A 26,381-nucleotide genomic window follows, 5' to 3' on the forward strand; every position below is an offset into this window, starting at 1 on the left:
CTCCGTTAATACATTGTTTAGCTTAAAAAATAAAAAAAAGGCTTCATCCCTAAAGAAAGGGACGAAAGCCTATACTTCCGCGGTACCACCCTAATTATGCTATTAATAAGCATCACTTAACAAGATAAGCTCCAAGACAGCTTCAAATTGATTTGTAAGAAGTTCACACCTACTCCACTTCCTCTCTGAATACAAGCTTCAACTTTACTAATTCTCTTCATCACTTAATATAAATTTCTATTTTGAATTATATGTGAAGAAGAATATTTTGTCAATATATAAGTAATTAAAATATATAATAGTTAATGTCCTCATATATTACCTTAATAATTACACCAATAGGTATCGCTAATACCATTCCAACTATTCCACCAATTTTTTCCCCGATTAGTAGTAATATTATTATCCCTAAAGGATGCATATTAACTGAATCCCCAGTAATCTTCGGTGAAATAATATCCCCTTCAATTTGTTGTATAAACATGTATAAAAAAGCAGTCTCTATGGCCTTTGTAGGAGACGAAATTAACGCTATAAATAAAGCCGGTATCCATCCAAGTAAAGGTCCAAAGTATGGAATTATATTAGCTATTCCATTTATAAGCGAAAGCCATAGTGGGAATTTAACTTTTAAAACAATTAAGCCAATAAAGGTAAATATAATTACAATCAATGATAATATTATCTGAGAAAAAATATATCTACCTAAAACATTATCTATATCTTTACTTATTATTTTTATAACAGTTCTTTTTTCGGTTGGCAATACAAGCAATGATTTATTAAGTAACTTTTCTCCATCAGCTAAAAAATAATAGCTTACAACAGGTATTACTGCCATGGAAATTGCATTTTCCCATAACTTTACTATCATGTCAAAAAAACTTGATGAAAGATTAATTAACCAAATATTTATTTTTTCTTGCATATGTATAATGATTATATCAAGGGTTTCATTGTTGATACTTTTTATTTTTTTCATTATCGACAGAATAAAGCCTGATATACTACTAATGATACCTTCTACATCTATACTTTCCTTCATTAAGGATGGAATAAGGAGCGCAAAACTTCCTACTATTAGACCTATTGTAAATAGAATTAATAGTGCTGATAAAAATCTTGGATTTATACTTACTCTTTCAAGGATTTTATTTTTTAATGGTTTTAATGAATATGCTATTATAAATGATATTAAAATTACGCTTAAAGTCTCTCGTATAATCTCAACCTTTCTATAAATAACTACAAATAAAGCTATTGCTATAAAGGTTATAAGCCATTTGAACCACTTACTTTTGATTAATTTATTCATGGCTATCTACCATCTTATGTGGTAATGATTTAAAATATATATTTTCTTTTTCTAGAGAAAGCACCTGTTTATCTCCTAATATTGCTCTATCCATTAACAGCACTCTCTTTCCTCTTAAGATTTTATCAAATAATCCTGAACTTATAATAACCCCTTTAATTGCAAAATCAAGTTCATCAACAACAATATCCTCAACAACCCCAATCATTAATCCTTCTTTATCTATTACATCCATATCCTTAAGTTCAGAAAATGGAATTCCTTTTTCTTCAGAGATTTTTGAGATTATTACTTTGTCTTTGACTGTTATAATATCTTTTATATCTACAAATGTCTTTTTTGAGAAAAAATTAGTTGAGTTCATTCTAAAGCCCGTAATTTTACTATTATAAAAATCGATTAATATATCAACAACTATTCCTATCTTTTTGCTATTTGCTTGAAAAACACTAAGTCCAATAAAATCTTTATTTCTTTTCAACAAATAATCCTCCTGTATTTTTTTATAGTGTTTCCTAATTTCTAATTAATATTAATTCTTAATATAGCAAAAAGAGATGGTTAAATAACCATCTCTAAATAAATCTATCTTTATATTATACTAACCCTTCTATTACCCCGCCACCTACTACAATGTCTCCACTATAGAATACTACAGACTGACCTTTAGTAATCGCTCTTTGCTTTTCCTCAAAGCTTACCTTAACTTTATCTTCTCCATATGGAGAAATGATAGCTTTAGCAGGTTTACCTGAGTATCTTACCTTTGCTTCTACTTCTAAAGGTCCATTTAGCTTATCAATAGATATAAAATTAACTTCTTTTGCAATTAAATCAGTCTTAAATATATCTTCTTCTGGTCCTAAAACTACTTCATTCGTCATTGGATTTATATCAGTAACAAATACAGGTCTTCCTAATGCTATCCCTAAGCCCTTCCTTTGACCTATTGTATAGTATACAATCCCCTTATGTCTTCCTAGTATATTTCCTTCCTTATCAATGAAGTTTCCTTCTTTAACTTGCCCTGGCTTTGCAATTGTTATATATCTTCCATGATTATTATCTGGAATAAAGCAAATTTCTTCACTATCCTTTTTATTATGAACTGCAAGCCCAATTTCTTTAGCAATTTCTCTTATTCTATCTTTTGTATATTCACCACATGGCATAAGCGTATGTGAAAGTTGTTCTTGAGTCAAGTTATATAAAGCATAGGTTTGATCTTTTCTACTATCATCACTTCTTATAAGCTGGAATCTTCCATCTCTTTCTTCGATTTTAGCATAATGACCAGTTGCAACATAATCAGCTCCAATACCTTGAGCTTTTCTTAATAACTCATCAAACTTTAAATGCTTATTGCATGCTATACAAGGATTAGGAGTTTTTCCTTCAAGATACTCATCTACAAAGTAGTCTATAACTTTCTCTTTAAAAGAATCTCTAAAATTAAGCACATAAAAAGGTATTCCTATTTTATCAGCTACTCTTCTAGCATCATCAACTGCAGAAAGGGAACAGCATCCCCCTTCTCTTTCTTCATATTCCTTATCTTCTTGCCATATTTGCATAGTTACTCCTATAACGTCGTAACCAGCCTCTTTTAAAAGATATGCAGCGACAGAAGAATCTACTCCGCCGCTCATACCTATAACAACTTTTTTATTCATTAAATTTCACCCGTTATAAATTATTCGCCGTGAACTTGATCATGAATATCATCATGTTCTTCATAATCCCAAGCTTCTAAACCTGCATTTATTCTGTAGTCATTTATAGCCTTATGTATAGCTTCTTCAGCTAATACAGAACAGTGCATTTTTACTGGAGGAAGTCCATCTAAAGCTTCAGCAACTGCTTTATTTGTAAGCTCCCATGCTTCTTCTAAGCTTTTACCAACTATTAATTCAGTTGCCATAGAAGAAGATGCAATTGCAGAACCGCAACCAAAAGTCTTAAACTTAGCATCCTTTATAACATTATCTTCTATCTTAAGATATATTTTCATTATATCTCCACATTTTGCATTTCCAACTTCTCCAACACCATTGGCGTCTTCAATTTCACCTACATTTCTTGGGTTTCTAAAATGGTCCATAACTTTATCACTGTATATCATATTATTTTTCTCCCTTCTTTAAAAAGTCTTCCCATAATGGAGACATATTTCTTAATCTTTCTATTATTGGAGGTAAAACCTCTAAAACATAATCAACTTCTTCTTCTGTGTTATTATCTCCAAGAGATAATCTTAATGATCCATGTGCCTTTTCATGAGGAAGGCCAATTGATAAAAGTACATGTGATGGGTCTAATGATCCTGAAGTACATGCACTACCTGAAGAAGCGCATACTCCTTCAAAGTCTAGTGAAAGTAAAATTGATTCACCTTCAATAAATTCAAAGCCAACATTTACATTACCAGGAAGTCTCTTATCCCCTTTTGGTCCATTAAGCTTTGTGTAAGGAATTTTTAATAATCCATCTATTAATTTATCTCTTAAAGCTACAAGCTTTTTATTGTGCTCTTCTAGGTTTTCATAAGCTAATTCTATTGCTTTTCCAAGGCCAACTGCGCCTGCAATATTTTCTGTACCAGCTCTTCTACCTCTTTCTTGACCACCACCGTGAATTAAGTTCTCGATTTTAATACCTTTTCTTATATAAAGTGCGCCAACACCCTTAGGACCGTAGAACTTATGTCCTGCAAGAGATAATAAATCTATCTTCATGTCTTTAACATCAATTACTTGATTTCCAATTGCTTGAACTGCATCAGTGTGGAATAATACCTTTTTCTCACGGCATATTTCACCTATTTCTTTTATTGGTTGAATTGTTCCAATTTCATTATTTGCAAACATAACAGAAACTAAAATTGTAGTATCTTTGATTGCATCCTTTAGTTCATCTGTGTTTATGAATCCTTCTTCATTAACATCTAAATAAGTAATTTCATAACCTAACTTTTCAAGCCATTCGCATGTATGTAGTACAGCGTGATGTTCTATCTTTGTAGTTATAATATGATTTCCTTTGTTTCTATGAGCAAAAGCAACTCCTTTTATTGCCCAGTTATCTGCTTCAGATCCGCCTCCAGTAAAATAAACCTCTGCTGAATCAGCATTTAAAACTTTTGCAATTCTGTCTCTTGCTTTGTCCACTGCTCTTTTTGTGTCTCTTGAAATTGCATAGAATGATGATGGGTTACCGAAACTTTCAGTAAAAAATGGCATCATCTCTTCTAAAACTTCTGGTTTAACATAAGTTGTTGCGGAATAATCCATATAAACTGTTTTATTCATTGCTCTCTCTCCTATTCTTTTATCTTTATTTGAGAATTTTTAGTATTCATACTTTTATAATCATTTACTATATCTTGTAGTGTTACTGATTCCATTACTTCATCTAATGATTCTTTTATTTTCTTCCATAATAATCTAGTGGCACAACAATCTAAATTGTCACAAGTTGCACCTTCGATACATTCAGCTATTTCTACAGGTCCTTCTAAGACATCCATAATATCTAATACTTTAATGTCTTTAGGATCTCTATTTAGTACATACCCACCTTGAGCCCCTCTAATACTTTTAATTAGCTTTGCTTTTCTTAATGGGGAAAATAGCTGTTCCAAATAATATTCTGAAATATTTTGTCTTTGAGATATAGCCTTAATTGACACTGGCTGAGAGCCATAATTAATTGCTAAATCCACCATTGCCTTAACTCCATATCTACCTTTAGTAGATAGTTTCAAATTGATCACTCCTTAAAGCCGACTAAATCGATAAACTTTACTTTATTTATAATAGCAAAGCAGACCTTTATTGTCAACAATAAATAAGTAAGTTAAAATAATCCTCTAAAACCAAGAGGCGAGAGATACTTTCACAAACATCTTTCGCCTCTTTTAACCTAACTATTCAATTCTTCTTTAATTTTTTCTAGCAATAAATCTACTTCAATTGAATCTAAATCTTTTATTGAATCTAATAAATTTATTATTTTATTTTTAACTAAACTTTCTTCCTTCTCTTGTCCAGGTTTAAAAGTCTCTCCATGCTTCATAATAAAGGAATTATATCCTTTATCTCTTAATAACTTATTAAAGCTTTCTTGAGATTCTTTTTCTCCGTGAACTAAAAGTATTGCTTTAGGTTTTTCCTTAAAGCCCTCTAACCAGCTCACAAGACCATTTCTATCAGCATGTCCAGAAAGCCCTTCTAAGTTATAAATTTTAGCATTTACTGCTATTTCTTCTCCAAAAATTTTAACCTTTTCTGCACCATCTACTATAGCTCTTCCTAATGTCCCTTCTGCTTGATATCCCACAAAAACCACTGAGGATTCATTTCTCCATAGGTTATGTTTTAAATGATGTTTAATTCTACCAGCTTCACACATACCGCTAGCAGATATTATAACAGCTCCTTTTTTTATTTTATTAACTTCCAAAGATTCTTCAGTTGACTTTGAGAAAATCAATCCTTCAAATTCAAAAGGATCATCTCCTTTTTCTATTAGGACTTGTGTATCCTCATCAAAATCGTTTGAATGATAATCAAATATTTCTGTAGCTTCAATTGCAAGTGGGCTATCTACATATACTTTTACATTTTTAAGTTCTTTATTTTCCACATAACTGTTTAATGCATATAATACTTCTTGGGTTCTCCCTACAGCAAAGGAAGGTATTATTACATTTCCGCCCCTTTTGAAGGTCTCATCAATAATATTTACTAATTGCTTCAAGTCATTTTTAAATACTCCATGAAGCTTATTTCCATATGTACTTTCTATAATTACATAATCAGCATTTTCAACAATAGTTGGATCTCTAAGAATTGGCATATCTTTATTCCCCAAATCTCCTGAGTATACTAATTTGGTTTCTTTGCCATCTTCATCAATTAACATTTCTATAATTGCAGAACCTAATAAATGTCCAGCATCTCTAAATCTGAATTTAAATCCATCAAACAACTCAATCCATTTGTCATAAGGATATCCTTCAAACAAATACATAGAAAGCTTCGCCATTTTAGCTGTATATAAAGGTTCTAAGGATGCTTGTCCTTTTCTCATTCTTTTTCTATTTACCCATTCAGTCTCCATTTCCTGAATATGCCCACTGTCCTCAAGCATAACTTCACATAAATCTTTTGTAGCTTCCGTTGCTATTATTCTCCCTTTAAAGCCTTGCTTATATAATAGCGGTATCCTTCCACTGTGGTCTATATGAGCATGAGATAGAATTAAATAATCTATATCTTTTGGAATGAAGTTAAAAGTATTATTATCCTTTTCCTTCTCATCCTTACCTTGATACATTCCACAATCAAGTAAAATTCTTTTATCTTTAACCTTAAGTAAATGAGATGAACCTGTAACACAACCTGCTGCGCCATAAAAATCTAATTTCATAATGATTCCTCCCTTATGCAAGAATTTTAATATTGTATATAATTATTATATCAGAATTTTCTGATAAATTCTACTTAAGTCCTTATGCTACCATATATTCTGCTTCATAGATTAATAATCTAAAATAATGAAGTTTGAACATATTCATCTGGTTTATACACTTTTAAATCCCTCATATTAGAAACAATATCATATTCACCACATAATCTTTTAGTTAAGTTCCATAATTCCTTTGTACTTTTACTCATACACACATAATTCTCTCCATACGCTTTAATATATCTCTGTTTCAAATCTTTAAAATTACTATCTAACTTATTATAGAAATATACTCTTTGAGCATCTCTTAAGGTTACACCAAACATAGGTATAATAAACTTTGCTCCCGCTCTATTTGAGGCCTCTATTATCTCCCTTACATTATCCTCTGAATCATTTATATATGGTAAAATAGGCATCATTAATACACCTGCATAAATTCCTTCCATGGATAGTTTCTTTAAAGCTTCCAAACGTTCTAATGGGGATGGTGCCTTAGGTTCAATAATTCTTGCAAGCTTTTCATTTACAGTTGTAATTGTGATTCCTACCGTTGCTTGAGTGTTTTTATTTATTCCTTTCAAGGCATCTATATCCTTTAATATCAAAGAGCTCTTTGTAATAACTGTCACAGGAAATTTATAATATTCAATTATCTTTAAAGCTTCTCCAGTTAAGTTATATTTCTTTTCAAGAGGAATATAAGGATCACTCATTGCTCCAGTTCCTATAGTTCCAACTAACTTCTTTGATGAAAGTTCTTTCTTTAATAATTCTAGAACGTTAGATTTTATAATAACCTCATCATCAAAATTTTCAACATGATAACATTGACTTCTAGAATCACAATAGATACATCCATGTTGACATCCTCTATAAATATTCATATTATAAACATTCCCGAACCAATTTTCAGGACTTCCTACTTTAATTAATAAACTTTTAGCCTTTACTTCTTTTATTTTCATAAATTCACCTTTTTATAATATTTTCTTGGAATATATATATTTTACTTATATAATAAATTGTAATTATAATTTTATATATTTATTAAAGGAGACACAATAATGAAAAATGAAATTTCATACAAAAGATCCATAGTAACTTGCCTAATAGGAACTTTGATTTTTATTGGTTTTATGAAGTTTACCTTAAAAGCTACTTACTCTAATCTAGAGATAGCTTTAACTGGTATATTATTTTTTGTAGTAATGTTAGCTAGTCAAATAGTAACTCTAAAATTACAAGCTAAAAAGAAAGCAAATGCTAATAAACAAGTAATAAAGCCAAAAGCTAAAAAAAGAAAATAATAGATTATATAGATAATCCCCTTGTGACTACAATAAATCATAAGGGGATATACTTTACACTATTCTACTTCAATTTTCTCTTTTAACTCTACTATTTCATTGTTATTTGCATTTTCCTTGCTAGAACAGCAATCTTTCTTTTTATTTCCACCCATCATCATGAACATCATTGAAATCATCATTATTGGACATATAAATGGAACTATCCTTGAAATTAGCAAAGAAGCATCTGGGCTAATCCTTGATATAATTGGTAATAATCCTATAATGATTATAGGTAGTCCACAACATAGAACCATATGGAGCATGTGTTTTAATGGACTATGGTTATGATTATGTTTCATATTTTTATCCCTCCAAATTTATTCTCTACATTAAGCAATTACATTTTAACTTTTTTATATAAAGAACTTATGAAGAATTTATAAGTTACATTTTTTCTCCACATTTCCTTCATATTTAATTTTTATAATAAATTATAATAAGAATTTGAGGTGATACTTTTGGTTGATAATTTTAAAATATTAGTTGTAGATGATGAACAGAATATTATAGATGTAGTAAAAGCTTATTTGAAAAAAGAGAATTTTGAAGTATTTACTGCAATTGATGGTGAAGAAGCTCTTAATTTGTTTAATAGGGAAAACTTTCATCTTATTATTTTAGACTTAATGCTTCCCAAAATCACTGGTGAAGAAGTATGTAATAAAATAAGAGCAACTTCTAATGTTCCCATAATCATGCTTACCGCAAAGGTAGATGAGGACGAGAAGATTGAAGGAATATCTATTGGTGCAGACGATTATATTACCAAACCCTTCAGTGTACGTGAGTTAGTTGTTAGGGTAAGAGCTCTACTTAGAAGATCCTATAGAGACGAACTACCTATGGCTGATATTTTAACCTTTGACAATGGGGATTTAGAAGTTGATATAAAAAAAATGTTAGTTAGAAAGCAAGGGTTGCCTATAACATTAACTACTAATGAATTTAAAGTTTTACTAACTTTACTCTCCCATCCTAATCAAATATTTTCAAGAGAACAATTAGTTCAAAAAGCTTTTGGTGTAGATTATGAAGGTTATGATAGAACAGTAGATACTTATGTCAAAAACATTCGTCAAAAAATAGAATTAAATCAAAAAGATCCAAGATACATAATTACTGTTTACGGAATGGGATATAAATTCTCCCCAAATTCTAGTGAGGTGAAATAATGAAAATATCCTTAATGAAAAAGCTTTCTATTGCTATAGTAATAGCAATTTTAGGTTCAATTGTATTAACAAGTTTTATATCTAATTATTTTGTTAGTAGAAAATTTCAAGAGTATCTAATTGATGAGCATAAAACTAAAGAAAATGAAGCGATAAAAATGATAGAAGGCTTATATACAGATCAAAATACTATTAAAAACAAAGGTGAAATTCAACGATATGCTGAGCTTCAAACGATGTTTATTGAAGTAAAAGACTTAAATGATAATATTTTATACTCTTCAGGAAGTAACTACTTAAAAGGCAATGGCAGAATGAAGAATATGATGGGCTCTATTATGAATAATTTCTCTGGGATGAATTTAAATGATTATACAGAAAATAAATATCCCTTAACTGTAAATAGCAAAAATGTTGGAAGTATAACAATAGGTTACTTTGGAACTTCATTTATTACTTCTGGTTCTGTGGACTTTATAAGTGCTTTAAATCATTCATTTTTATTATCTGGCTTTATTGCATTAATCTTTGCCCTAATAATAAGTGTGATAATTTCTAAAGGAATTTCTAAACCTATAAAAAATATAACTGATATTGCTAATAACATGAGAGAAGGTAATTTGGATATACGTTCTCAAACCAATACTAATACTAAAGAAATAAATGACCTTTCCAATTCAATAAATTATTTAGCTGAAACCTTAAGTCATCAAGAGATGCTCAGAAAAAGACTTACATCTGATATTTCACACGAACTTAGAACTCCACTTACTACTCTAAAGACTCATATTGAAGCATTTATTGATGGTATATGGGAACCAACTCCAGAAAGATTTAATGCTTTCTATAATGAAATAGAACGACTAACTAAATTAGTTGATAACCTCCGTAACTTATCAAAATATGAGCAAGAAAATCTTAAATTAAATATAAGCAGAGTTAATTTATCAAAAGAACTTGAAAAAATAATTGATTCTTTTACTCCAATGTATAATAAAGAAAACTACGCATTAGTTAGTACCCTGTCACCAGATATTTTTGCATATGTAGATAGTGATAAGTTTACACAAATCATGACTAACTTGCTTTCAAACTCCTTTAGATACCTAAAAAAGGACGGCCTAGTTAAGGTTATTCTTGATAAAGTTAAAGATAATATTATTATTCAAATTATAGATAATGGTATAGGAATATCCGAAAAAGATCTACCCCATATATTTGAACGGTTTTATAGAAGTGATATTTCAAGAGCTAAAAATACTGGTGGTTCTGGAATAGGACTTACAATCACAAAAGCATTAGTTGAAGCACATGGAGGGAAAGTTTCTGTAGAAAGTAAGGAAGGAAATGGAACTACTTTTACGCTTGTTTTTCCTAGTGAGTAAATTTTAAATAATTGTGAACACGAATTTTCTTCACATATTCTTTATATCTTTTGAGTATTATAAATCTGTAAGACAATTAATCATTCCCCTTTAATGATTAATTATTTTAGTTTTACCCTTATGAATATTTACGTTTAAAAAATAAGCTTGGGACTTCCACCCAAGCTTATTTTCTATCTATATAATTCATCTTTTTAAGATATCAATGGTACTTTGAATTTTTTACTTCCTTTTGCCAAGCCCATTTATTGCATTTAGGGCATTTTAACAATCTGTGAGGGCTTATTAAATCTTTAAATGTAGAAATAGAAAACTTGTATCCACAGCGTTTACAAATATACGAATGTGTATGAGCATGCCATATAACAAGTGGCAACACAACTATACACCCACCGATAATATAAGCAATAATCATTGATATATGAAGTATTAATTGCATACAAAAACTCCTTTAAAATAATTAGGTTTTATAATTTCATTATATGATTTATTTTGCCACTGCCTATATAATCTATTATATAACCTATAAAACTCAATTTCAAATATCTGTAAATTCCATGTGCAAGTTGCTTTTCCTATATATTTTCTACACATTCCTATTGTATACTTAAAGATACATCTATTCTGATATTTATGGAGGTATTTAAAACTTGAATAACATTACTTTTATTTTAGCCTTTTCAGCTGGATTATTATCTTTTTTATCTCCTTGTGTTCTTCCACTCGTTCCAGCATATATAAGCTACTTAACAAGCTCGACTATTAAAGAGACCAATTATATAAACTCTAAAGTATCTTCGTTTTATAATGCTTTAGGATTCGTTTCTGGCTTTTCACTTATATTTATTATAATGGGCGCTTCTGCTACTTCAATTGGCAATATTTTAATTAGTAATAGTAATATTTTTAGAAAAATAGGTGGTCTAATTATAATAATTTTTGGGCTTCATACTATAGGGATAATTAAAATTAAGATTCTTTATTCCGAAAAACGTTATTTGAATATCGACAATATAAGTAAAAAGTTTGGTTCTATTATTATGGGAATGTCCTTTGCTTTTGGATGGACACCATGTATTGGCCCAATTTTATCATCTATACTAATATATTCTGGCAGTGAAAGCACACTCTCTAAGGGTATTTTACTTTTAATATCTTATTCAAGTGGATTAGCTATTCCATTCTTACTTACATCTATGGCGTTAGATAAATTTATTAAATACAAGAATAAAATATTAAAATTAATGCCCATTATTACGTTTATAAGTGGTGTACTACTCATAGTAATTGGGGTTTTAATGTTTACAAATAAGTTTAATATACTTAACAAATATTCAAGCTTTATCAATCTCTAAAAACTATAGTTATTATAGGGTTTTTTATAGGAAACTTAATTTATTCTTTATATATAAGTTATTAGTTAAACTTAAAACCCTGTAACTTGGTAATAATTTAAATATATATTTTCAAAATTAGTCGTCCAAAGGAGTATGTCATGAAGAAAGTTTTTTTCTATTTAGCTATTATCTTAATATTTAGTATAAGCATATATACTGTTACGAATTACAATAAAAATAAAAACACTAATATAGAGTCTCCTAATAACGCATCTACTGTACAAAATAGTAATACTTCTAAAATACTTTCTAAAGATAAAGCTTTAGATTTTAAATTAAAAGATATGAATGGCAAAGAAGTATCCTTAAATGATTTTAAAGGAAAGAATGTACTTATTAACTTCTGGGCAACTTGGTGCCCTCCTTGTAAAGCCGAAATGCCAGATCTTGAAAAACTATATGAAGAAAATAAGAATTCAGATTTAGTTATCTTAGCTGTAAATTTAGGTGAAGATAAAGAAACTGTAAAATCATTTATGGATAAAAATAATTATAAATTTCAAGTACTACTAGATTCTAATCAAGATGTAGCTGTTAAATATGATATTTCCTCCATTCCAACCTCCTTTTTTATAAATAAAGAAGGGGCTATAGTTCAAAAAAAGGTTGGAGAAATGAATCTTCAAGAAATGAAAAATTATGTAGCTTCAATGAAAGAATAATTATCTTCCTCTATAATCTTAAAATTCCAGTTCATTCTTTTGGATAAAACTTTCTAGGGACGAACCTCTTAAGTAGTAAAGTTTTATCCTGCACAATGAGGAATTTTTAAGATTATAGATAGATATCTTCATATTTACTACACAACTTTTTTATATACTTATTACAGTATTATGTAAGTTTTATAAAGATAGTTCTTTAGAGCTTAGTAATTAGGAGGATTTTATGAGTATTAGACGTGAGAAAATTAAGGTATATGAAATGACCTGTTCATCTTGTGAGAATAGAGTTGAGAAAGCTGTTATGAAATTAGATGGGGTTTCATATGTAAAAGCAAATTATAGTAAACAGTTTGCTGAGATTAACTATGATGATGAACTGTGCAATCTGAGTAAAATAAAAGCTGCAATTAAAAAGGCAGGGTATAGTACAGAAAGTTCAAATGATTATAAATTTATAGGGATACTTATTATTGTAGCAGCCATAATATTACTTGGTTTTAGAACTAGTGGTTTTGATATGGAGGCTAAGCTTGCTAATGCTTCATATGCAGTACTTTTTGTTGTTGGTATACTTACTTCTATTCACTGCGTTGGTATGTGTGGAGGTATAATGCTATCACAAAGCTTACTCAAGGAAAATAAAAGTAAGCTTCAAGCCACTATTCCCGCACTTTTATATAATGGAGGAAGAGTTGTTTCCTATACTATCCTAGGAGGAATAATAGGAGCTCTTGGCTCAGTTTTTTCTCTTTCCATTACTACTAAAGCAATAATGCAAATAGTAGCCGGTGTCTTTATGATAATGATGGGCTTTAATATGGCTGGCTTCAGTATTTTTAGAAGATTTAATATCAAATTACCTAGTGTAGCTTGTAAAGTTAAAAATAAATCTGGTTCTCCATTTATAGTTGGACTTTTAAACGGACTTATGCCTTGTGGTCCACTTCAAACCATGCAACTATTTGCACTAGGTACTGGAAGTGCCTTTAAAGGTGCCCTATCAATGTTTGTTTTTTCTTTAGGAACTGTACCTCTTATGCTCACTTTTGGAGCTTTGTCAGGACTTTTAAGCAAGGGATATACTAAAAAGATTCTTAAGCTTAGTGGAGTCTTAATTATAGTACTTGGTCTTATTATGGGAAATAGAGGTTTCACTTTAGCTGGTATTAATCTTAATCCACTAACTGCACTTAACAAAGACTCAAATACTCTATTAGCTAGTTCTGGTAGTACTAATTCAAACGTAGCTAAAGCTACTTTACAGGATGGAGTTCAAGTTATAAAAATGACTGCTGACAATAATGGTTATACTCCAAATGCCTTTTATGTTCAGAAAAATATCCCAGTTAAATGGGTCATTGATGGAAAGCAAATCAACTCATGTAATAACCAAGTTGTAGCTCAGGCTCTAAATGTTGAGAAGAAATTAAAAAGTGGAGAAAATGTTATAGAGTTTACCCCTGGAGATAAAGATATAAACTTTAGCTGTTGGATGGGGATGATACGAGGTGTTATAAAAGTTGTTGATAAATTAGATACAGTTGATACTTCAAAATCAGATCCTTCTATTCCTCCTGCAAGTACTGGTCCTAGCTGCTGCGCAGGTCCTGTGGCTGATGGTTCATCTGGCCCTAGAAAACAATTTGACTTTAATGGTACTGAAATTACAAATGTTCCAACTGAAAACATAGTAAAAAAAGCCACTGTAGTTGGAGATTATCAAACTGCTACATTTACAGGTAAAGAAAAGAGTCTTGAACCACTAATTATTGTGACAGGTAATACCTCAAAAACAAAAATCTCCTTTGACTTAAGTGCTTTTAATAATGCTGATGGTGAATATGAAATTTTAAATGCACAAACTGGAGATAAAGTTAGCTCCTTTACCGGCAAAAAAGGGAAAAATGAAATCGAGTTTAACTCTAAAGAAATCGGCCCTTTTGCAATTGTAAAAGATAATGTTATCTTAGGTGTAATTGAAGTTACTAATGATTTAAAGTCAGCAGATACTGATCAAATAAGAAATAAATATTTCTAAAAATTAAGCAAGCAAAAACTAGTCTAGTTTCTGCTTGCTTTTATGTTCTATTTACACTCCATATACCTAAACACACTAAAATAAGTGCAATTACATTCTTAACCTCAAATATATTTTCTCCTAAGAAAATTGATGAAAATAATGCGCCAAAAACTGGAGTTAAAAAGTTGTAAATAGATACCTTACCAACCTTGTTATATTTTAATAATAAGTTCCATAAAGAAAATGCTATTGAGGATAATAAAGCTAGATAAAGTAATAATGATGAAGATTCCAATGTAAAGTGATAAACTCTTCCTCCAAAAGCTGCCCCTAATGATATTAGCATTAGCCCTCCAATAAAAAGGCTATACCCTGTTACAACTATTACGTCTAGCTCTTTTGTGAGCTTTTTAGCATAAATAGCAGCTACTGAAGATACAAATGCTGATATAACAATAAATCCTTCTCCCATAAAACTAAAAGAAAAATCTAGTAAACTCGAACTAAAGTTAACAATCATCACTCCTATAAAGCCCACAAGGCAACCTATTATCTTTCCCTTACTTAATTTATCATCCTTATAAATATAATGAGCCAATATGACACTAAAAAATGTACCAGTTGCATTAAGTATTGCACTTTTAACTCCAGTAGTATTTGCAACTCCCACATAGAAAAATATGTACTGTAACATAGTTTGAAGTATTGAAAGTATAATCAATCCCTTAATATTCTCTTTTGAGAGCTTGAACACTTTTTTCCCAAACATTCCAGAGATAATAAGTAAAATCACACCCGAAATTGTAAATCTATATCCAGCAAAAACATATTTTGAAGCAATATCACTTGTAGCAATATTAAAAAATATATATCCACTTTTTACCCCTGGATAAGCACTTCCCCATAATATACAACATACAGTTGCTATACATCCTACAAGCTTCCAATCTGTATAATTTCTTTTATTTTCCAAGATTACTCAAGTCCTTTCACTATATAAGTCAACATAAAAACTATATCATAAAACCAAAAATTTTGCTGACATAATACTGTCACATTTTTCAATTAAAATTAGATTGCTAACTAATATACTATTGTAGTTTTTATTACTTAAATATTTAGTAAAGGAGGTAAAGAATGCAAGTAAATCAAGTGTCACAATTAAACCAATTACAAGGACTTATGAATTTAGGTAATTCAGATTCAAGTGTCAGTGATTCCAGTTCATCATTTCAAAATTTACTTGAAGAAATGCTATTAGAGAATACATATAACAATCAAGCAAAACAAAATAACACTACTGGTTCTTCTCTAGAAAACACTAGCACTACTCAAGCAAATGGCTCAACTAGTGGAGTTAATAATTTAGCTATTAATCCTCAGAAACTTATGTTAATGATGTTATCAATGCAGAATTCTAACTCTAGTGATGACAGCTACGGAGATAGTAGTGATGACTCAGGAATGTCTGGTTCTAATGATAGTTCAATGCAATTGATGGAAAGCTTACTTCAAACTGCATTGCAAAATCAACAAACCAGTTCAAATGCTGAAACAAAAGATTCTCTAGCACTTAACGAAGCAAAAGTTCTATAAAAAAAAGTGTTGTAAAAAGCATATTTTATTAGCTCTTTACAACACTTTTTTATAAATCTTTGGTAAATGATATGATAAATTTAGTTCCTTTACCCTCTTCGCTTTGGGCTTCAATCGTCGCCATGTGAAGATCAAGTATATTTTTTACAATAGTAAGTCCTAAGCCACTTCCCTCAGTTTCGTGCCTACTTTTATCGCCTCTATATAATCTTTCAAATATAAATGGTAAATCCTCATTCTTAATACCAACACCATTATCCTGAATTTCTACTACAATATTTTTGTTATCTGAATACATATCAATAGCTATATGTCCATCTTCCTTAGTAAACTTAATTGCATTTGATATTATATTTATAAATACCTGTTTAAGTTTGTCCTTATCACCTGTTAAAATATAGTTCTGTTCTGTCTTTATGTAATAATTAAATGTAATATTTTTATTTACTGCAGCCATATAAAAATCTTCATAAACACTTTTTACTATGTCATCTAAATCTATCTTTTGGAAATTACACTTAATACTTTCTGACTCAAATTCCTTTAGAACATTTAAATTGTTTAGTAATCTTCCAAATCTCACTACTTCATCATTTAAATAATTAAGTCTTTCGGTAGATACTGGAAAAACCCCATCAATCATCGCTTCTAAATTATTTTGTAATACATTAAGGGGAGTTCTTATTTCATGTGATATATCCGATACTAATCTCCTTCTAAGCATATCTTGATTCTTTAACTTTTCAGCTAGAACATTAACACTTTCTCTAAGATTCTCTAATTCCTCAATATTGCTCTTTACACTTGAAACTTTATCAAATTTCCCCTTTGATAATCTAACAGACATATTCGCAACTTGTTTTATTGGGTTAGAAAATTGTTTCGAAAAATAAAGACTAATTACTATAATAATTACTAATGTTAAAATTCCGCTAGAAATCATACTTTTGTTTATGGAATCTTTAAAGTTTAAATCCTCTTCAGATAATAATATGGATGAGTATTGTCCTATATCTACATAACCAACAACTTTATTCTGAACTTTAATTTCAAATCTATTTGTTGTGTATACTCCGCTATTTTGAGTTGGCATTGAACTTAAATGTATATTGTTTTTTATATCATTTGCATTCATACCCCATATGGTCTTTTCATTACTATCAAGTAAGGTTAAGCAATAATTACCCATATAGGCTTCATGCATTAATTCAACCCCAGAGCTTTCATCCCACTTACCGTCTCTTTTATATATCTCTTCAAAATAAGATACAATTCTCTGATATCTCTTATTTTGAGTATCTACCATATAATCATTAAACTTTTTATTTATGGTAATATTTACGAAGGTTATAATAAGTAAAATTGCTATTATTGAACAAATAACAAACAAAATACTTAATCTTTTTCTTATACTCTGCACTAATTTTCACCACCAAATTTATAACCTACTTTCATCACCGTGATGATATACCTAGGTTTTTTAGTATCTTCTTCTATTTTCTTACGTATATTTTTTATGTGAACGTCAATGGTTCTATCATAACCATCAAAATCTTCTCCACCTATTTTATCAATTAATTGTTCTCTTGTTAAAACTTTTCCTTTGTTTATTGCTAATGAATATAATATATCGAACTCATTAGGAGTGAAAGATACCTCTTCTCCTTTTATCTTTACAGATCTTTTTTCATAATCAATGCTTAAATTGCCATCATTAAAACATAAGCTTGTTGATTCTTCATTTCCTGATGAAAGCCTTCTAAAAAGTGCATTTACTCTTGCTGTTAATTCTCTAGGGCTAAAAGGTTTAACTAAATATTCATCTGCCCCTATATTTAACCCCTCAATTTTTTGATTCAATTCGCCCTTAGCTGTAAGCATAAATATATATACTTGAGATTCTTCTCTTATTTTCTTACATATTTCTTCTCCGCTTATATCTGGAAGCATTAAATCTAATATTATAAGTTTAAAGTCTATAGTTTTAAATAACTCAAGTCCCTTAATCCCACTAGGCACGCAATAAACCCTATAGCCATCCTTCTCCAAATATGCTTTTAACACTTCTGATACTTTTTCTTCATCCTCTATAATTAAAATATTATTCATTTAATTTCCACCTCAAAATTTCTAGGAATAATATTTATTATACCAATAACATTTAAAGATATTGTGAAGATTTCAAATAATATTACATCCTATACTAAAATAAGTCACTAGGATATTTATGTATACCTTAGTGACTTAAACTAATTATTCTTTCTTTATAACATCCCAGTATTTTTTAATACTTCCTTCAAATTTGTTTTCACCAGCTTCATAATACTTTGCATCTTTCAAACTGTCAGGTAAGTATTGCTGCTCTATATAATGATTAGGGTAGCTATGAGGATACTTATACTCTATTCCTCTTCCTAAGGATGCCGCTCCTGCATAATGAGCATCTTTTAAATGAATAGGTACATCCCCTACTTCTACATTATCTAAATCCTCTAGTGCTCTTCCAATCGCCATAACTGCTGAATTAGATTTTGGGGCAGTTGCAAGTAAAATTGTAGCTTCTGCTAGAGGAATTCTTGCTTCTGGAAAACCAAGCATTTGAGCACTATCAACACAAGCCTTAACTATAGAGATACCTTGTGGATAAGCTAAACCAATATCTTCTGCTGCAATAACCATTAGTCTTCTACATATAGAGATTAAATCCCCAGCCTTAACTAATCTAGCTAGATAATGAATAGCTGCATCAGGATCACTTCCACGAATAGATTTTTGAAATGCACTTAAAATATCATAGTGAGAATCTCCATTAATATCATAATTTAATATTTTCTTTTGAACGGAATCAGCTGCTACTTCCCTATCAATTAGTATTCTTCCTTCACGATCTGGATTAGTTGAATAAAGAGCTACTTCTAATCCATTAATAGCTTTTCTTACATCTCCATTTGATGAATCTCCTAAAAATTCATAAGCTTCATCTGTAATTTCTATTTTAACTCCATGGTAATCTTCTTCTGCAAGTACTCTAGCTCTTTTTAATGCTTCAATTATATCCCCTTTATCTAGGGGCTTGAATTCAAAAATTGTACTTCTACTTAATATCGCCTTGAAGATATAATGAAATGGATTCTCTGTAGTAGATGCAATTAATGTTATTCTTCCATCCTCTATAAACTCTAATAAAGACTGTTGCTGTTTCTTGTTAAAGTTTTGAATCTCATCTAGATATAATACTACCCCAGACGTACCCATTAAAGTATCTAAGTCTGCTACGATTTCTTGAATATCCTTTAATGAGGCATTTGTAGCATTTAACTTATAAAATCTTCTATTTGAAGTTTCAGCTATGATATTTGCTACAGTAGTTTTCCCTACTCCAGGTGGTCCGTAAAATATCATATTAGAAATTCTATTGCTTTTAATTATTCTACTTAAAATTTTACCTTCTCCAAGTATGTGCTTTTGTCCAAAGACTTCATCTATTTTCCTAGGTCTAACCTTGTCAGCTAAAGGTTTATACATCAAAACTCCTCATTTCTTTATCTTGTTAAGTAAATTATAAATCAAATCTTTTATTTTCGGCAACTAAAGAAATACTAAATAATAGTTCAACTATAATCATAATTGCAGCCAAAATATATGGAGGAAAATTATTTCCTATAATTAATGCAAGAATAGGGATTATTATAGAAAATATCATATAACTTTTTGATTTATATAACCAGCTATAGGGAAGTAAATGTGCACCAAATATCATTGCTATTACCATTAACATTTTCTCAGGAACTGTTGGGTAAACCCACATAGCTATAAGTAAATATAGTATTTGATTCAATGAAAATAAAACCCCTAAATTGGTTAGTGGATTATCTTTATTTTCAAAGTCTACTTTAATAATCTTTGAAACAAAAAATGCTAAGGGTAAAAGCGGTGCTGTACAACAAAAGGTTAATAGATTTTTCGTTAAAATTGGTAAGCTAGATAAATGGACAAATAAAACTGCACCCCAAATAACAACAGATGCAATAATAAAATGTAATCCCTTTTTCTGCTTCTTACTGCAATCATCTCTTAATTCTTCTAAATTCATCAAGTATACCCCCTATATAATTTAAACCATTCTTTCTTTAATAATCTGTATTCTACTCTATCTAAGAGTTTAGAATTTAACAGTATATGTTGTTTAAATTCACCTTCCTTAATCATTCCTAATTTTTTCATCACTTTTTCAGAACCTACATTTTCTGCTATGCATCCAGTTTCAATTTTAATTATATCTTCTTGGCTAAAGGCATAACTTATAACTTCTCTAGCTGCTTCTGTTACAAATCCTTTTCCCCAAAACTTAGGTAATATAAAATACCCTAAGTTAACTACTTTCCCCTCTTCAGAATCTATTATTACTGTATATCCCATCTCTCCAACATACTCATTTGTTTCTTTAATTATTATCCCAAAGAAAAACTTAGTTCTGTTTTCTAAATTTGCCTCCTTAATTGCTTCATACAGATTTTCCTTAGATTCATCTAATGTGTTAGTTCTAATTTCAGGTAAATAATGCATAGCTTCATTATTAGAAATCAGACCATGTAATGAATTAATATCCTCTCCTATATGATCTCTTATTATTAACCTTTCTGTTTCTAGCTTTATCATAATATTTCTATTCCTTTACTCTTTAATATGATATCTTGCAAAATGCGGAATTAAATAAGGTATCAGAGCTATCCATAAAATAAATGCCATTATATATACCTCAAATGGAATCCTTAAAAAAAAATTATTGTTTGCAAAAATAAAAGTCATACTGAATAGTGGAGCTGATATATAAACACCAAGTAATAATCTTGTTGTAATATTAACATAATGTACGCTATTGCAACCCTCACATACTATAGGTTTATAACCACTCCAGGACCAAACTGATTTTACAATATCTTTTCGTGGAAATTCCTTGGAACATTTTTTGCATTTTTGTACTACCAAATAGACCACTCCTTTATTGTTAAATAGTTTTTGTTTAAATCTATTTTCGTGCTATAAAAAAGAACCTTGGAAATCTAAAAATTATATTTCCATTTCTTTGACTTGGATATTCCTCAACTACTCTATCATAAACATCCTTCTCAAAAGCTTCTTTCTTATCTCCTGAGAGTTCGTCTAAGTATGGTCTTAATCCAGTTGCCCTATACCACTTTATTATCTCCTTATGAGATTTCAAGTTATGAAAGTATATAGTTTCCCAAATTGAAAATTCAGAAGAGATTTCTGATAATAAATCAAAATATTCTCCTTGCATTAAATTGTAGAAAATTCTATGATTTTCAAATTCGTCTTTCCACTTTTTATTTCCTGATACCTCTTCAATTATGTTATGAATTGGCTCTTTATAATTCATTGGTGTTTGTACTGCTAATACACCGCCTTTTTTAAGCAACCCAAAAAGATTTCTTAAAAGTTCATTATGATTAGGAATCCATTGTATACATGCATTAGAAAACACAATATCAAAATCATCACCAAGGTTTGATAAACCTTTACTTGCATCACATATTTTAAAATCTATTTCTGGATAATCTCTTTTTGCTGCCTCTATCATATTTGAAGAACTATCAATTCCCAAAATATATGAATCAGGAAATCTTTCTTTTAAAACTTTCGTACTATTACCTGGACCACAACCTATATCGATAATTTTTCTAGGATTATTAACCATAATTCTATTAACTAAATCAATTGCTGGCTGTGTTCTTTCATTTTTAAACATTAAATACTGATTTGAATTCCAATCCCCCATAATGTCGCCCCCAATTTTATAACTTCTTATTTACTACTTTCTGTTACTGTGCTCATTTCTTTATATCTACTTTCAGCAGCATTAATTGCTTCTATTCCTGATTTGCATAAGACATTGATTCCCTTTACCATAGTAACAATCATAAATGCCTCTACCAATTCTTCCATTGTTAATCCTGCCTCAATTGCTGCAACAGCATGAGCTTTAGCACCCGTTACTTCATCATCTAAACTATCTAATATTGTAAAAATTAATTCTCTAGTCTTTTTAGGTAGATGTCCCTCTTCCACTGATTCACGCATAGTTAAATATCCTTCTAATCCCTTAGGAGAATATTTAGATAATACATCAGCAAATGGTGGGTTCCACTTTAATTCCTCTTTATAATAATTAAGCATGTTATCATGACTCTTCATATCATTTTTTTCAATAAATTCTATTACCATTTTATGTAGAGATGGTTGGATTAAAGGATACGTTAATTCTTCTGGTATATCACTAAATAATTTAATTTCCTCTATCTCAAATTCAGGGAGTTTATCAATTTCATCAATTTTAGCATAAAATAATTCCCCAAAGGATTCAGTATAATCACTTGCTTCATCTCGCTCTACTGAATATATGCATACAGGTGTTATCTCAAACTTCTTCGCACCAGTTTCTTCATATAATTCTCTTGAAGCATTATTAATAATATCTTCATTTTCTTCTCTATGTCCTCCTGGTATCTCCCAAGTGCATCTATCTTTATGTTTTACATAAATCCAGCTTCCTTTAAATCTTGCCATTATTACAGCAAATTTCAACTTACTATCTTCAATGATATTTAAATCATAAAAATTAACTTTTATCATTTTTTACCCCGATTCATTCCTAAAAATTTTCTTAGATTATTTTATTAATATCTAATTTCTTGGCATTATTAATTATCACTAACTTATCTTTATAGTTATTAAGCATTTTTTCAAATTCATATCTTTTATCCTCAAAGTCTCTTGTCCACATATACATTTTACGTAACATATTGAAATCAGACTTGTAGTGACATTTTTCTATTTTTAATTGTTGCTTTATAAAACGTAATAAAATACGATATTTCCTTATCCAAAGTGGAGGATCTAAAAATATTATAGAATCTGCCATATCAAGTAGACAGTGACAGCTACTTCTATAAGTTCCCTCTATAATCCACTCTCCAACCTTATCAATATCTTTAATAAGCTCTACCTGTTTATCTGGTGTTCTTTTATATCTTTCTGTATCTGTTTCGTGCCATACTATACAATCCACTTCATAATGAGGAATTTTCAATTCTCTTGATAGTTTTTTAGATAATGTTGTTTTGCCACTAGCTACAATTCCAATAACATAAATTTTACTCATACTATCTCATCTTCCATTCTGATTTTGATGTTGTCTTCACTTAATATTTCCGTCATATGGTGCTGTCCCATCAAATGTATTCTTATATGTGCACATCCATGTCGGTGTAAATCCACTCCTATATGCAACGGATTGTGAAGCAATATTTGACGAAGCTGCTCCATAATAAGGTACTACCCCTTGTTCCATAATCATTATTGCAAGATTGCTTACTAAACTTGTTGCAAGTCCTTTATTTCTAAACTTAGGTATCACATCAATGCCTATTTGCCACATTAAGTTACTATCTGCTGATGCGCCAGCCATTGCTACAATTTCACTCCCACACGTTGCATATAATGCAATTACATCTGGACGTGGATGATTTATGTCATATTGAAGTGCATTTTCGAAACCTAAAATTTTATACAATTCATGTATTTCCTTCCCTTCTTTTAAGCAAAACTCAAAACCATTAGGCAGAGGTAATTTTTTTAGCCTTTTGCAATCTGGAATATAATAAAGTGAATGCCCAAATATAAATGGAGCTACGAAGATATCCTCTCTTGTTTTATTTTCCAATAACGGTTTTATTTTTACTAATATATCTCTATCTGCCGTGACAACAACACTTTTCCCCATTGTTGCAATTTCAAGAAAAGGAGATTGTCTATCAAACATTCTTCTCCCTTTATTTAATTTTGATTCACTAAATACTATTTCTCCTTTATCGAAATCTTCTGTATTGCAATTCATATCTATTGATAATTGTTTTCTCACTATTTCCAGAATCTTAGATTTATCTATACCTTCTTGCATCTAATTTTTCTACCCACTCTTTCTTTGTTATTCCCATATCGTATGAATTCCAATATCCATTAGATGCTTTCCTAGAGTTTTCTACTAGCTTTCCTTTTTTTAATCCTACTTTTTCATAACATTTTATTGCACCAATGTTAAAGTCAAATACACCCAGTGTTATTTTTTCATAACCGATTTCTTCAAAGCCAATTCTCAAAACTTCATTTAATACTTTTGCTCCAAATCCTTTTCCCCTAGCTTTTTCTTCTCCAATTAAAAACCTACATACTCTTCCTATCTTATTTACTTTATCTTTTTCTCTAAGCTCAACGGTACCAATTACTACATCCTCGTCCCCAATTATTTTATATATAAATGTATTTGAGTGTTCCTTTTGCACTTCGTTAAAATAATGGTCTTCTATTTGTGCAATAGTTATTGGATAAATATAGGATGGACCTGCCCATTGTAGTAAAAAGTCAGCTGATTTATCTTTATTCCATTCCACTATTTTACAAAAATCTTCCTTATTCATTAATTCAAGCTTCATAATACTTCATCCCCATCCCCAAATAATTCCAAAGCTTTTGAGGCTATTCTGTTTCCAAATATCTTTGTTTTTTTAATCAAATCAGCATCCAAATCCTTTAAAGCCACAATCCCCATATGTATATAAGGTTGTCCTAAAGCTGAGCCTCCTGAATATACTAGCATACCTTTAACCATCATATGATTAATTAGTGTAAGCAAGGCCGCATCTGATCCGCCTCCAAGGTAGTCTCCTGTTGCAAACACTGCTCCTATTTTCCCTTCTAAATTACAATTCCAAGATTCATCAAACCATTTTTTCATTTGCCAAGAAATATTAGCATAATAAGTAGGTGTTCCGAAAACAACTCCCTTACTTTCCGTAAGAAAGCCATAATCAATTTCATCTAAGTTCATTAACTTTACTTGAAAATCTTTATTTTCCTTTATTCCTTCACTTATTATTTCAGCTATTCTTTTTGTTCTTCCTGTTTTACTATGATAAATAATTGATATTTTCATATATAACCTCCTATTCGCCTAATTTCTTTTTTAAATCGGATACATATATGCCCTGAATCTTATTTAAATTCATAAATATATATGACAATAATGCTATTATTGGATTTTTTATAAATATATTTTCCTTAAAAATTATCTTCGTTCCACCATTTTCAACTTCAAAGAAATAGCCTGTCCAAAAACCTGTAAACATTTTGTTTTCCATATTAAATTCATACTCTTTAAATTCCCTCTTCTTTGTTATTTTAAATTTAGTTGAGGTTCCTTTTTTATTGTATTCAATGAACTCCTTACCTTCATTAAATATTTCTATTCCTTCAATGTCACTTCTCCACTTAAAATCTCTATTGTTAGTAACTACATCCCAAACTGATTTAACATCTGATTTCAAATATGCAATAATTTCACATTTACGTTCTCTCATAAATACGCCCCCATTATAAATAAATGTTATAATATTTCTAAATATTTTTTAGCACCTATACAAAAGTTTTCATATCTCTGATTCCTTAAATCTTCTGTTTCCTCTCTCCATATATCTTTAATGTTTTCTCTTATTAAATATAATATTGTACAAAAATCATGAGCTAAATATTCACTTTCTTCTTGCAAGCCTGCATATTCAATAATCCTTTTGTCTAATATTTTATTCCATTCATCCTTTGAATTTATAACTTCAATATGGTTTATTTTATCTGTACATAATCCTTTTTCATTTATGCACTTGCAAGTTCTACAAATATCATCTTCGTTTACTGTTATTTGAACTATGGCCTGATGATTCTTAATTATTTCATTAGCTACAGAGTAAAAACTATGTTTATATATCTCATCTGGAACAAATTTGTCAATTCCTTTACCATACAACTTGATAATATCTAAGAAGTGATGTGGCTTTATTTTGATCATAATATACATCCCCTTATTTATAAAACACTTATTTAAATTATATATAAATTACTGCCTTAATTCAAATTTTTAACATAAACAACTAAAT

Annotated in this window: 31 protein-coding genes and 1 other annotated feature; of the genes, 7 read left to right on the forward strand and 24 right to left on the reverse strand. The window is 29.8% G+C overall.

The genetic code is table 11. The features are described from left to right. Positions 1–54: 54 nt before the first annotated feature. Positions 55–230 (reverse strand) — a binding site (T-box leader). A 56-nt stretch (positions 231–286) separates the two neighbouring features. The 8 genes from JK634_RS09330 to JK634_RS09365 all read right to left on the reverse strand — a co-directional run bounded on the left by JK634_RS09330 (position 287) and on the right by JK634_RS09365 (position 7,752). After that, entirely contained in the window at positions 287–1,315 is a 1,029-nt protein-coding gene (locus tag JK634_RS09330) for an AI-2E family transporter (protein ID WP_202767377.1), read from the reverse strand. Beyond that, positions 1,308–1,796: a PRC-barrel domain-containing protein gene (locus JK634_RS09335; protein ID WP_202767378.1), complete on the reverse strand. Its 489-nt coding sequence runs from the start codon at positions 1,794–1,796 to the stop codon at positions 1,308–1,310. The genes JK634_RS09330 and JK634_RS09335 overlap by 8 nt, the downstream gene beginning before the upstream one ends. Positions 1,797–1,911: 115 nt before the next feature. Further along, entirely contained in the window at positions 1,912–2,988 is a 1,077-nt protein-coding gene (mnmA, locus tag JK634_RS09340; RefSeq protein ID WP_202767379.1) for a tRNA 2-thiouridine(34) synthase MnmA, read from the reverse strand. Between the two features lie 20 nt (positions 2,989–3,008). After that, the gene (gene nifU, locus JK634_RS09345; RefSeq protein ID WP_202767380.1) at positions 3,009–3,437 is read right to left on the reverse strand and encodes a Fe-S cluster assembly scaffold protein NifU; all 429 of its coding nucleotides are present in this window, start codon (positions 3,435–3,437) and stop codon (positions 3,009–3,011) included. A gap of 1 nt (position 3,438) precedes the next feature. Beyond that, complete coding sequence (gene nifS / locus JK634_RS09350) at positions 3,439–4,623, reverse strand: cysteine desulfurase NifS (protein WP_202767381.1); 1,185 nt, start codon at positions 4,621–4,623, stop codon at positions 3,439–3,441. Between the two features lie 11 nt (positions 4,624–4,634). Next, complete coding sequence (locus tag JK634_RS09355) at positions 4,635–5,078, reverse strand: RrF2 family transcriptional regulator (protein ID WP_202767382.1); 444 nt, start codon at positions 5,076–5,078, stop codon at positions 4,635–4,637. A 158-nt stretch (positions 5,079–5,236) separates the two neighbouring features. Continuing rightward, positions 5,237–6,745 (reverse strand): MBL fold metallo-hydrolase RNA specificity domain-containing protein, encoded by a 1,509-nt coding sequence (locus tag JK634_RS09360; RefSeq protein WP_202767383.1) that lies wholly within the window; start codon positions 6,743–6,745, stop codon positions 5,237–5,239. Positions 6,746–6,864: 119 nt separating this feature from the next. Continuing rightward, a complete protein-coding gene (locus JK634_RS09365; protein ID WP_202767384.1) occupies positions 6,865–7,752 on the reverse strand; it encodes an SPL family radical SAM protein in 888 nt (295 codons plus the stop codon). Between the two features lie 99 nt (positions 7,753–7,851). Here JK634_RS09365 and JK634_RS09370 point away from each other — a divergent pair, with 99 nt between their 5' ends. Next, the gene (locus tag JK634_RS09370; RefSeq protein ID WP_202767385.1) at positions 7,852–8,094 is read left to right on the forward strand and encodes a hypothetical protein; all 243 of its coding nucleotides are present in this window, start codon (positions 7,852–7,854) and stop codon (positions 8,092–8,094) included. A gap of 59 nt (positions 8,095–8,153) precedes the next feature. On the opposite strand, the gene JK634_RS09375 is transcribed toward JK634_RS09370, so the two are convergent. Next, entirely contained in the window at positions 8,154–8,438 is a 285-nt protein-coding gene (locus JK634_RS09375; RefSeq protein WP_202767386.1) for a hypothetical protein, read from the reverse strand. Between the two features lie 159 nt (positions 8,439–8,597). On the opposite strand from JK634_RS09375, the gene JK634_RS09380 reads away from it, so the two are divergent. From JK634_RS09380 to JK634_RS09400, 5 genes are all read left to right on the forward strand, one after another. Next, the gene (locus JK634_RS09380; protein WP_202767387.1) at positions 8,598–9,311 is read left to right on the forward strand and encodes a response regulator transcription factor; all 714 of its coding nucleotides are present in this window, start codon (positions 8,598–8,600) and stop codon (positions 9,309–9,311) included. Continuing rightward, positions 9,311–10,696, forward strand: coding sequence for an ATP-binding protein (locus tag JK634_RS09385; protein ID WP_202767388.1), 1,386 nt, complete (start codon positions 9,311–9,313; stop codon positions 10,694–10,696). The genes JK634_RS09380 and JK634_RS09385 overlap by 1 nt, the downstream gene beginning before the upstream one ends. A gap of 650 nt (positions 10,697–11,346) precedes the next feature. Further along, a complete protein-coding gene (locus tag JK634_RS09390; RefSeq protein WP_202767389.1) occupies positions 11,347–12,051 on the forward strand; it encodes a cytochrome c biogenesis CcdA family protein in 705 nt (234 codons plus the stop codon). 140 nt (positions 12,052–12,191) lie between these two features. Then, entirely contained in the window at positions 12,192–12,755 is a 564-nt protein-coding gene (locus tag JK634_RS09395) for a TlpA family protein disulfide reductase (RefSeq protein WP_202767390.1), read from the forward strand. 223 nt (positions 12,756–12,978) lie between these two features. Continuing rightward, the gene (locus JK634_RS09400; protein ID WP_202767391.1) at positions 12,979–14,793 is read left to right on the forward strand and encodes an urease accessory protein UreH domain-containing protein; all 1,815 of its coding nucleotides are present in this window, start codon (positions 12,979–12,981) and stop codon (positions 14,791–14,793) included. Between the two features lie 40 nt (positions 14,794–14,833). Here JK634_RS09400 and JK634_RS09405 read toward each other — a convergent pair whose 3' ends face one another. Beyond that, positions 14,834–15,748 carry a DMT family transporter gene (locus JK634_RS09405; protein WP_202767392.1) on the reverse strand — a complete coding sequence of 305 codons (915 nt, stop codon included), beginning with the start codon at positions 15,746–15,748 and terminating at the stop codon, positions 14,834–14,836. 164 nt (positions 15,749–15,912) lie between these two features. Between JK634_RS09405 and JK634_RS09410 the strand changes: the two genes are divergently transcribed. After that, the gene (locus tag JK634_RS09410; protein ID WP_202767393.1) at positions 15,913–16,371 is read left to right on the forward strand and encodes a hypothetical protein; all 459 of its coding nucleotides are present in this window, start codon (positions 15,913–15,915) and stop codon (positions 16,369–16,371) included. A gap of 49 nt (positions 16,372–16,420) precedes the next feature. Here JK634_RS09410 and JK634_RS09415 read toward each other — a convergent pair whose 3' ends face one another. The 14 genes from JK634_RS09415 to JK634_RS09485 all read right to left on the reverse strand — a co-directional run bounded on the left by JK634_RS09415 (position 16,421) and on the right by JK634_RS09485 (position 26,293). Then, positions 16,421–17,791, reverse strand: coding sequence for an ATP-binding protein (locus JK634_RS09415; RefSeq protein ID WP_202767394.1), 1,371 nt, complete (start codon positions 17,789–17,791; stop codon positions 16,421–16,423). Next, positions 17,791–18,480 (reverse strand): response regulator transcription factor, encoded by a 690-nt coding sequence (locus JK634_RS09420; protein WP_202767395.1) that lies wholly within the window; start codon positions 18,478–18,480, stop codon positions 17,791–17,793. The genes JK634_RS09415 and JK634_RS09420 overlap by 1 nt, the downstream gene beginning before the upstream one ends. 144 nt (positions 18,481–18,624) lie before the next feature. Beyond that, positions 18,625–19,896, reverse strand: a complete 1,272-nt coding sequence (locus JK634_RS09425; RefSeq protein WP_202767396.1) for a replication-associated recombination protein A — start codon at positions 19,894–19,896, stop codon at positions 18,625–18,627. 34 nt (positions 19,897–19,930) lie between these two features. After that, a complete protein-coding gene (locus JK634_RS09430) occupies positions 19,931–20,464 on the reverse strand; it encodes a DUF7010 family protein (protein ID WP_202767397.1) in 534 nt (177 codons plus the stop codon). After that, complete coding sequence (locus JK634_RS09435; protein WP_202767398.1) at positions 20,464–21,030, reverse strand: GNAT family N-acetyltransferase; 567 nt, start codon at positions 21,028–21,030, stop codon at positions 20,464–20,466. The genes JK634_RS09430 and JK634_RS09435 overlap by 1 nt, the downstream gene beginning before the upstream one ends. A 15-nt stretch (positions 21,031–21,045) precedes the next feature. After that, positions 21,046–21,360 (reverse strand): TIGR04104 family putative zinc finger protein, encoded by a 315-nt coding sequence (locus JK634_RS09440; RefSeq protein WP_202767399.1) that lies wholly within the window; start codon positions 21,358–21,360, stop codon positions 21,046–21,048. 40 nt (positions 21,361–21,400) lie between these two features. Continuing rightward, entirely contained in the window at positions 21,401–22,171 is a 771-nt protein-coding gene (locus JK634_RS09445) for a methyltransferase domain-containing protein (RefSeq protein WP_202767400.1), read from the reverse strand. A gap of 26 nt (positions 22,172–22,197) precedes the next feature. Continuing rightward, positions 22,198–23,025, reverse strand: a complete 828-nt coding sequence (locus tag JK634_RS20650) for an NUDIX domain-containing protein (protein WP_338031224.1) — start codon at positions 23,023–23,025, stop codon at positions 22,198–22,200. Positions 23,026–23,056: 31 nt separating this feature from the next. Beyond that, a complete protein-coding gene (locus JK634_RS09460; RefSeq protein WP_202767401.1) occupies positions 23,057–23,554 on the reverse strand; it encodes a P-loop NTPase family protein in 498 nt (165 codons plus the stop codon). Between the two features lie 36 nt (positions 23,555–23,590). Continuing rightward, positions 23,591–24,352 carry a GNAT family N-acetyltransferase gene (locus tag JK634_RS09465; protein WP_202767402.1) on the reverse strand — a complete coding sequence of 254 codons (762 nt, stop codon included), beginning with the start codon at positions 24,350–24,352 and terminating at the stop codon, positions 23,591–23,593. After that, complete coding sequence (locus tag JK634_RS09470; RefSeq protein ID WP_207753614.1) at positions 24,333–24,884, reverse strand: GNAT family N-acetyltransferase; 552 nt, start codon at positions 24,882–24,884, stop codon at positions 24,333–24,335. Before JK634_RS09470 ends, JK634_RS09465 begins: the two co-directional genes overlap by 20 nt. After that, a complete protein-coding gene (locus JK634_RS09475) occupies positions 24,881–25,384 on the reverse strand; it encodes a flavodoxin family protein (protein ID WP_202767403.1) in 504 nt (167 codons plus the stop codon). The genes JK634_RS09470 and JK634_RS09475 overlap by 4 nt, the downstream gene beginning before the upstream one ends. 10 nt (positions 25,385–25,394) lie before the next feature. Continuing rightward, positions 25,395–25,808: a hypothetical protein gene (locus tag JK634_RS09480; protein ID WP_202767404.1), complete on the reverse strand. Its 414-nt coding sequence runs from the start codon at positions 25,806–25,808 to the stop codon at positions 25,395–25,397. 26 nt (positions 25,809–25,834) lie between these two features. Further along, positions 25,835–26,293, reverse strand: a complete 459-nt coding sequence (locus JK634_RS09485; RefSeq protein ID WP_202767405.1) for a hypothetical protein — start codon at positions 26,291–26,293, stop codon at positions 25,835–25,837. Positions 26,294–26,381 lie beyond the last annotated feature (88 nt).

It is taken from the genome of Clostridium paridis (assembly GCF_016765615.1).
Classification (GTDB): domain Bacteria; phylum Bacillota; class Clostridia; order Clostridiales; family Clostridiaceae; genus Clostridium_T; species Clostridium_T paridis.

Excerpts from the sequence above, each read along its gene's own strand:
- JK634_RS09420 (WP_202767395.1), bottom strand. The coding sequence starts at position 18,480 with ATGAATAATATTTTAATTATAGAGGATGAAGAAAAAGTATCAGAAGTG.
- JK634_RS09435 (WP_202767398.1), bottom strand. The coding sequence starts at position 21,030 with ATGATAAAGCTAGAAACAGAAAGGTTAATAATAAGAGATCATATAGGA.
- nifU (WP_202767380.1), bottom strand. The coding sequence starts at position 3,437 with ATGATATACAGTGATAAAGTTATGGACCATTTTAGAAACCCAAGAAAT.
- JK634_RS09360 (WP_202767383.1), bottom strand. The coding sequence starts at position 6,745 with ATGAAATTAGATTTTTATGGCGCAGCAGGTTGTGTTACAGGTTCATCT.
- JK634_RS09470 (WP_207753614.1), bottom strand. The coding sequence starts at position 24,884 with ATGAAGCTTGAATTAATGAATAAGGAAGATTTTTGTAAAATAGTGGAA.
- JK634_RS09395 (WP_202767390.1), top strand. The coding sequence starts at position 12,192 with ATGAAGAAAGTTTTTTTCTATTTAGCTATTATCTTAATATTTAGTATA.
- JK634_RS09445 (WP_202767400.1), bottom strand. The coding sequence starts at position 22,171 with ATGGGGGATTGGAATTCAAATCAGTATTTAATGTTTAAAAATGAAAGA.
- JK634_RS09400 (WP_202767391.1), top strand. The coding sequence starts at position 12,979 with ATGAGTATTAGACGTGAGAAAATTAAGGTATATGAAATGACCTGTTCA.
- JK634_RS09385 (WP_202767388.1), top strand. The coding sequence starts at position 9,311 with ATGAAAATATCCTTAATGAAAAAGCTTTCTATTGCTATAGTAATAGCA.
- JK634_RS09465 (WP_202767402.1), bottom strand. The coding sequence starts at position 24,352 with ATGCAAGAAGGTATAGATAAATCTAAGATTCTGGAAATAGTGAGAAAA.
- JK634_RS09430 (WP_202767397.1), bottom strand. The coding sequence starts at position 20,464 with ATGAATTTAGAAGAATTAAGAGATGATTGCAGTAAGAAGCAGAAAAAG.
- JK634_RS09410 (WP_202767393.1), top strand. The coding sequence starts at position 15,913 with ATGCAAGTAAATCAAGTGTCACAATTAAACCAATTACAAGGACTTATG.
- JK634_RS09460 (WP_202767401.1), bottom strand. The coding sequence starts at position 23,554 with ATGAGTAAAATTTATGTTATTGGAATTGTAGCTAGTGGCAAAACAACA.
- JK634_RS09485 (WP_202767405.1), bottom strand. The coding sequence starts at position 26,293 with ATGATCAAAATAAAGCCACATCACTTCTTAGATATTATCAAGTTGTAT.
- nifS (WP_202767381.1), bottom strand. The coding sequence starts at position 4,623 with ATGAATAAAACAGTTTATATGGATTATTCCGCAACAACTTATGTTAAA.
- JK634_RS09365 (WP_202767384.1), bottom strand. The coding sequence starts at position 7,752 with ATGAAAATAAAAGAAGTAAAGGCTAAAAGTTTATTAATTAAAGTAGGA.
- mnmA (WP_202767379.1), bottom strand. The coding sequence starts at position 2,988 with ATGAATAAAAAAGTTGTTATAGGTATGAGCGGCGGAGTAGATTCTTCT.
- JK634_RS09370 (WP_202767385.1), top strand. The coding sequence starts at position 7,852 with ATGAAAAATGAAATTTCATACAAAAGATCCATAGTAACTTGCCTAATA.
- JK634_RS09375 (WP_202767386.1), bottom strand. The coding sequence starts at position 8,438 with ATGAAACATAATCATAACCATAGTCCATTAAAACACATGCTCCATATG.
- JK634_RS09425 (WP_202767396.1), bottom strand. The coding sequence starts at position 19,896 with ATGTATAAACCTTTAGCTGACAAGGTTAGACCTAGGAAAATAGATGAA.
- JK634_RS09475 (WP_202767403.1), bottom strand. The coding sequence starts at position 25,384 with ATGAAAATATCAATTATTTATCATAGTAAAACAGGAAGAACAAAAAGA.
- JK634_RS09330 (WP_202767377.1), bottom strand. The coding sequence starts at position 1,315 with ATGAATAAATTAATCAAAAGTAAGTGGTTCAAATGGCTTATAACCTTT.
- JK634_RS20650 (WP_338031224.1), bottom strand. The coding sequence starts at position 23,025 with ATGATAAAAGTTAATTTTTATGATTTAAATATCATTGAAGATAGTAAG.
- JK634_RS09480 (WP_202767404.1), bottom strand. The coding sequence starts at position 25,808 with ATGAGAGAACGTAAATGTGAAATTATTGCATATTTGAAATCAGATGTT.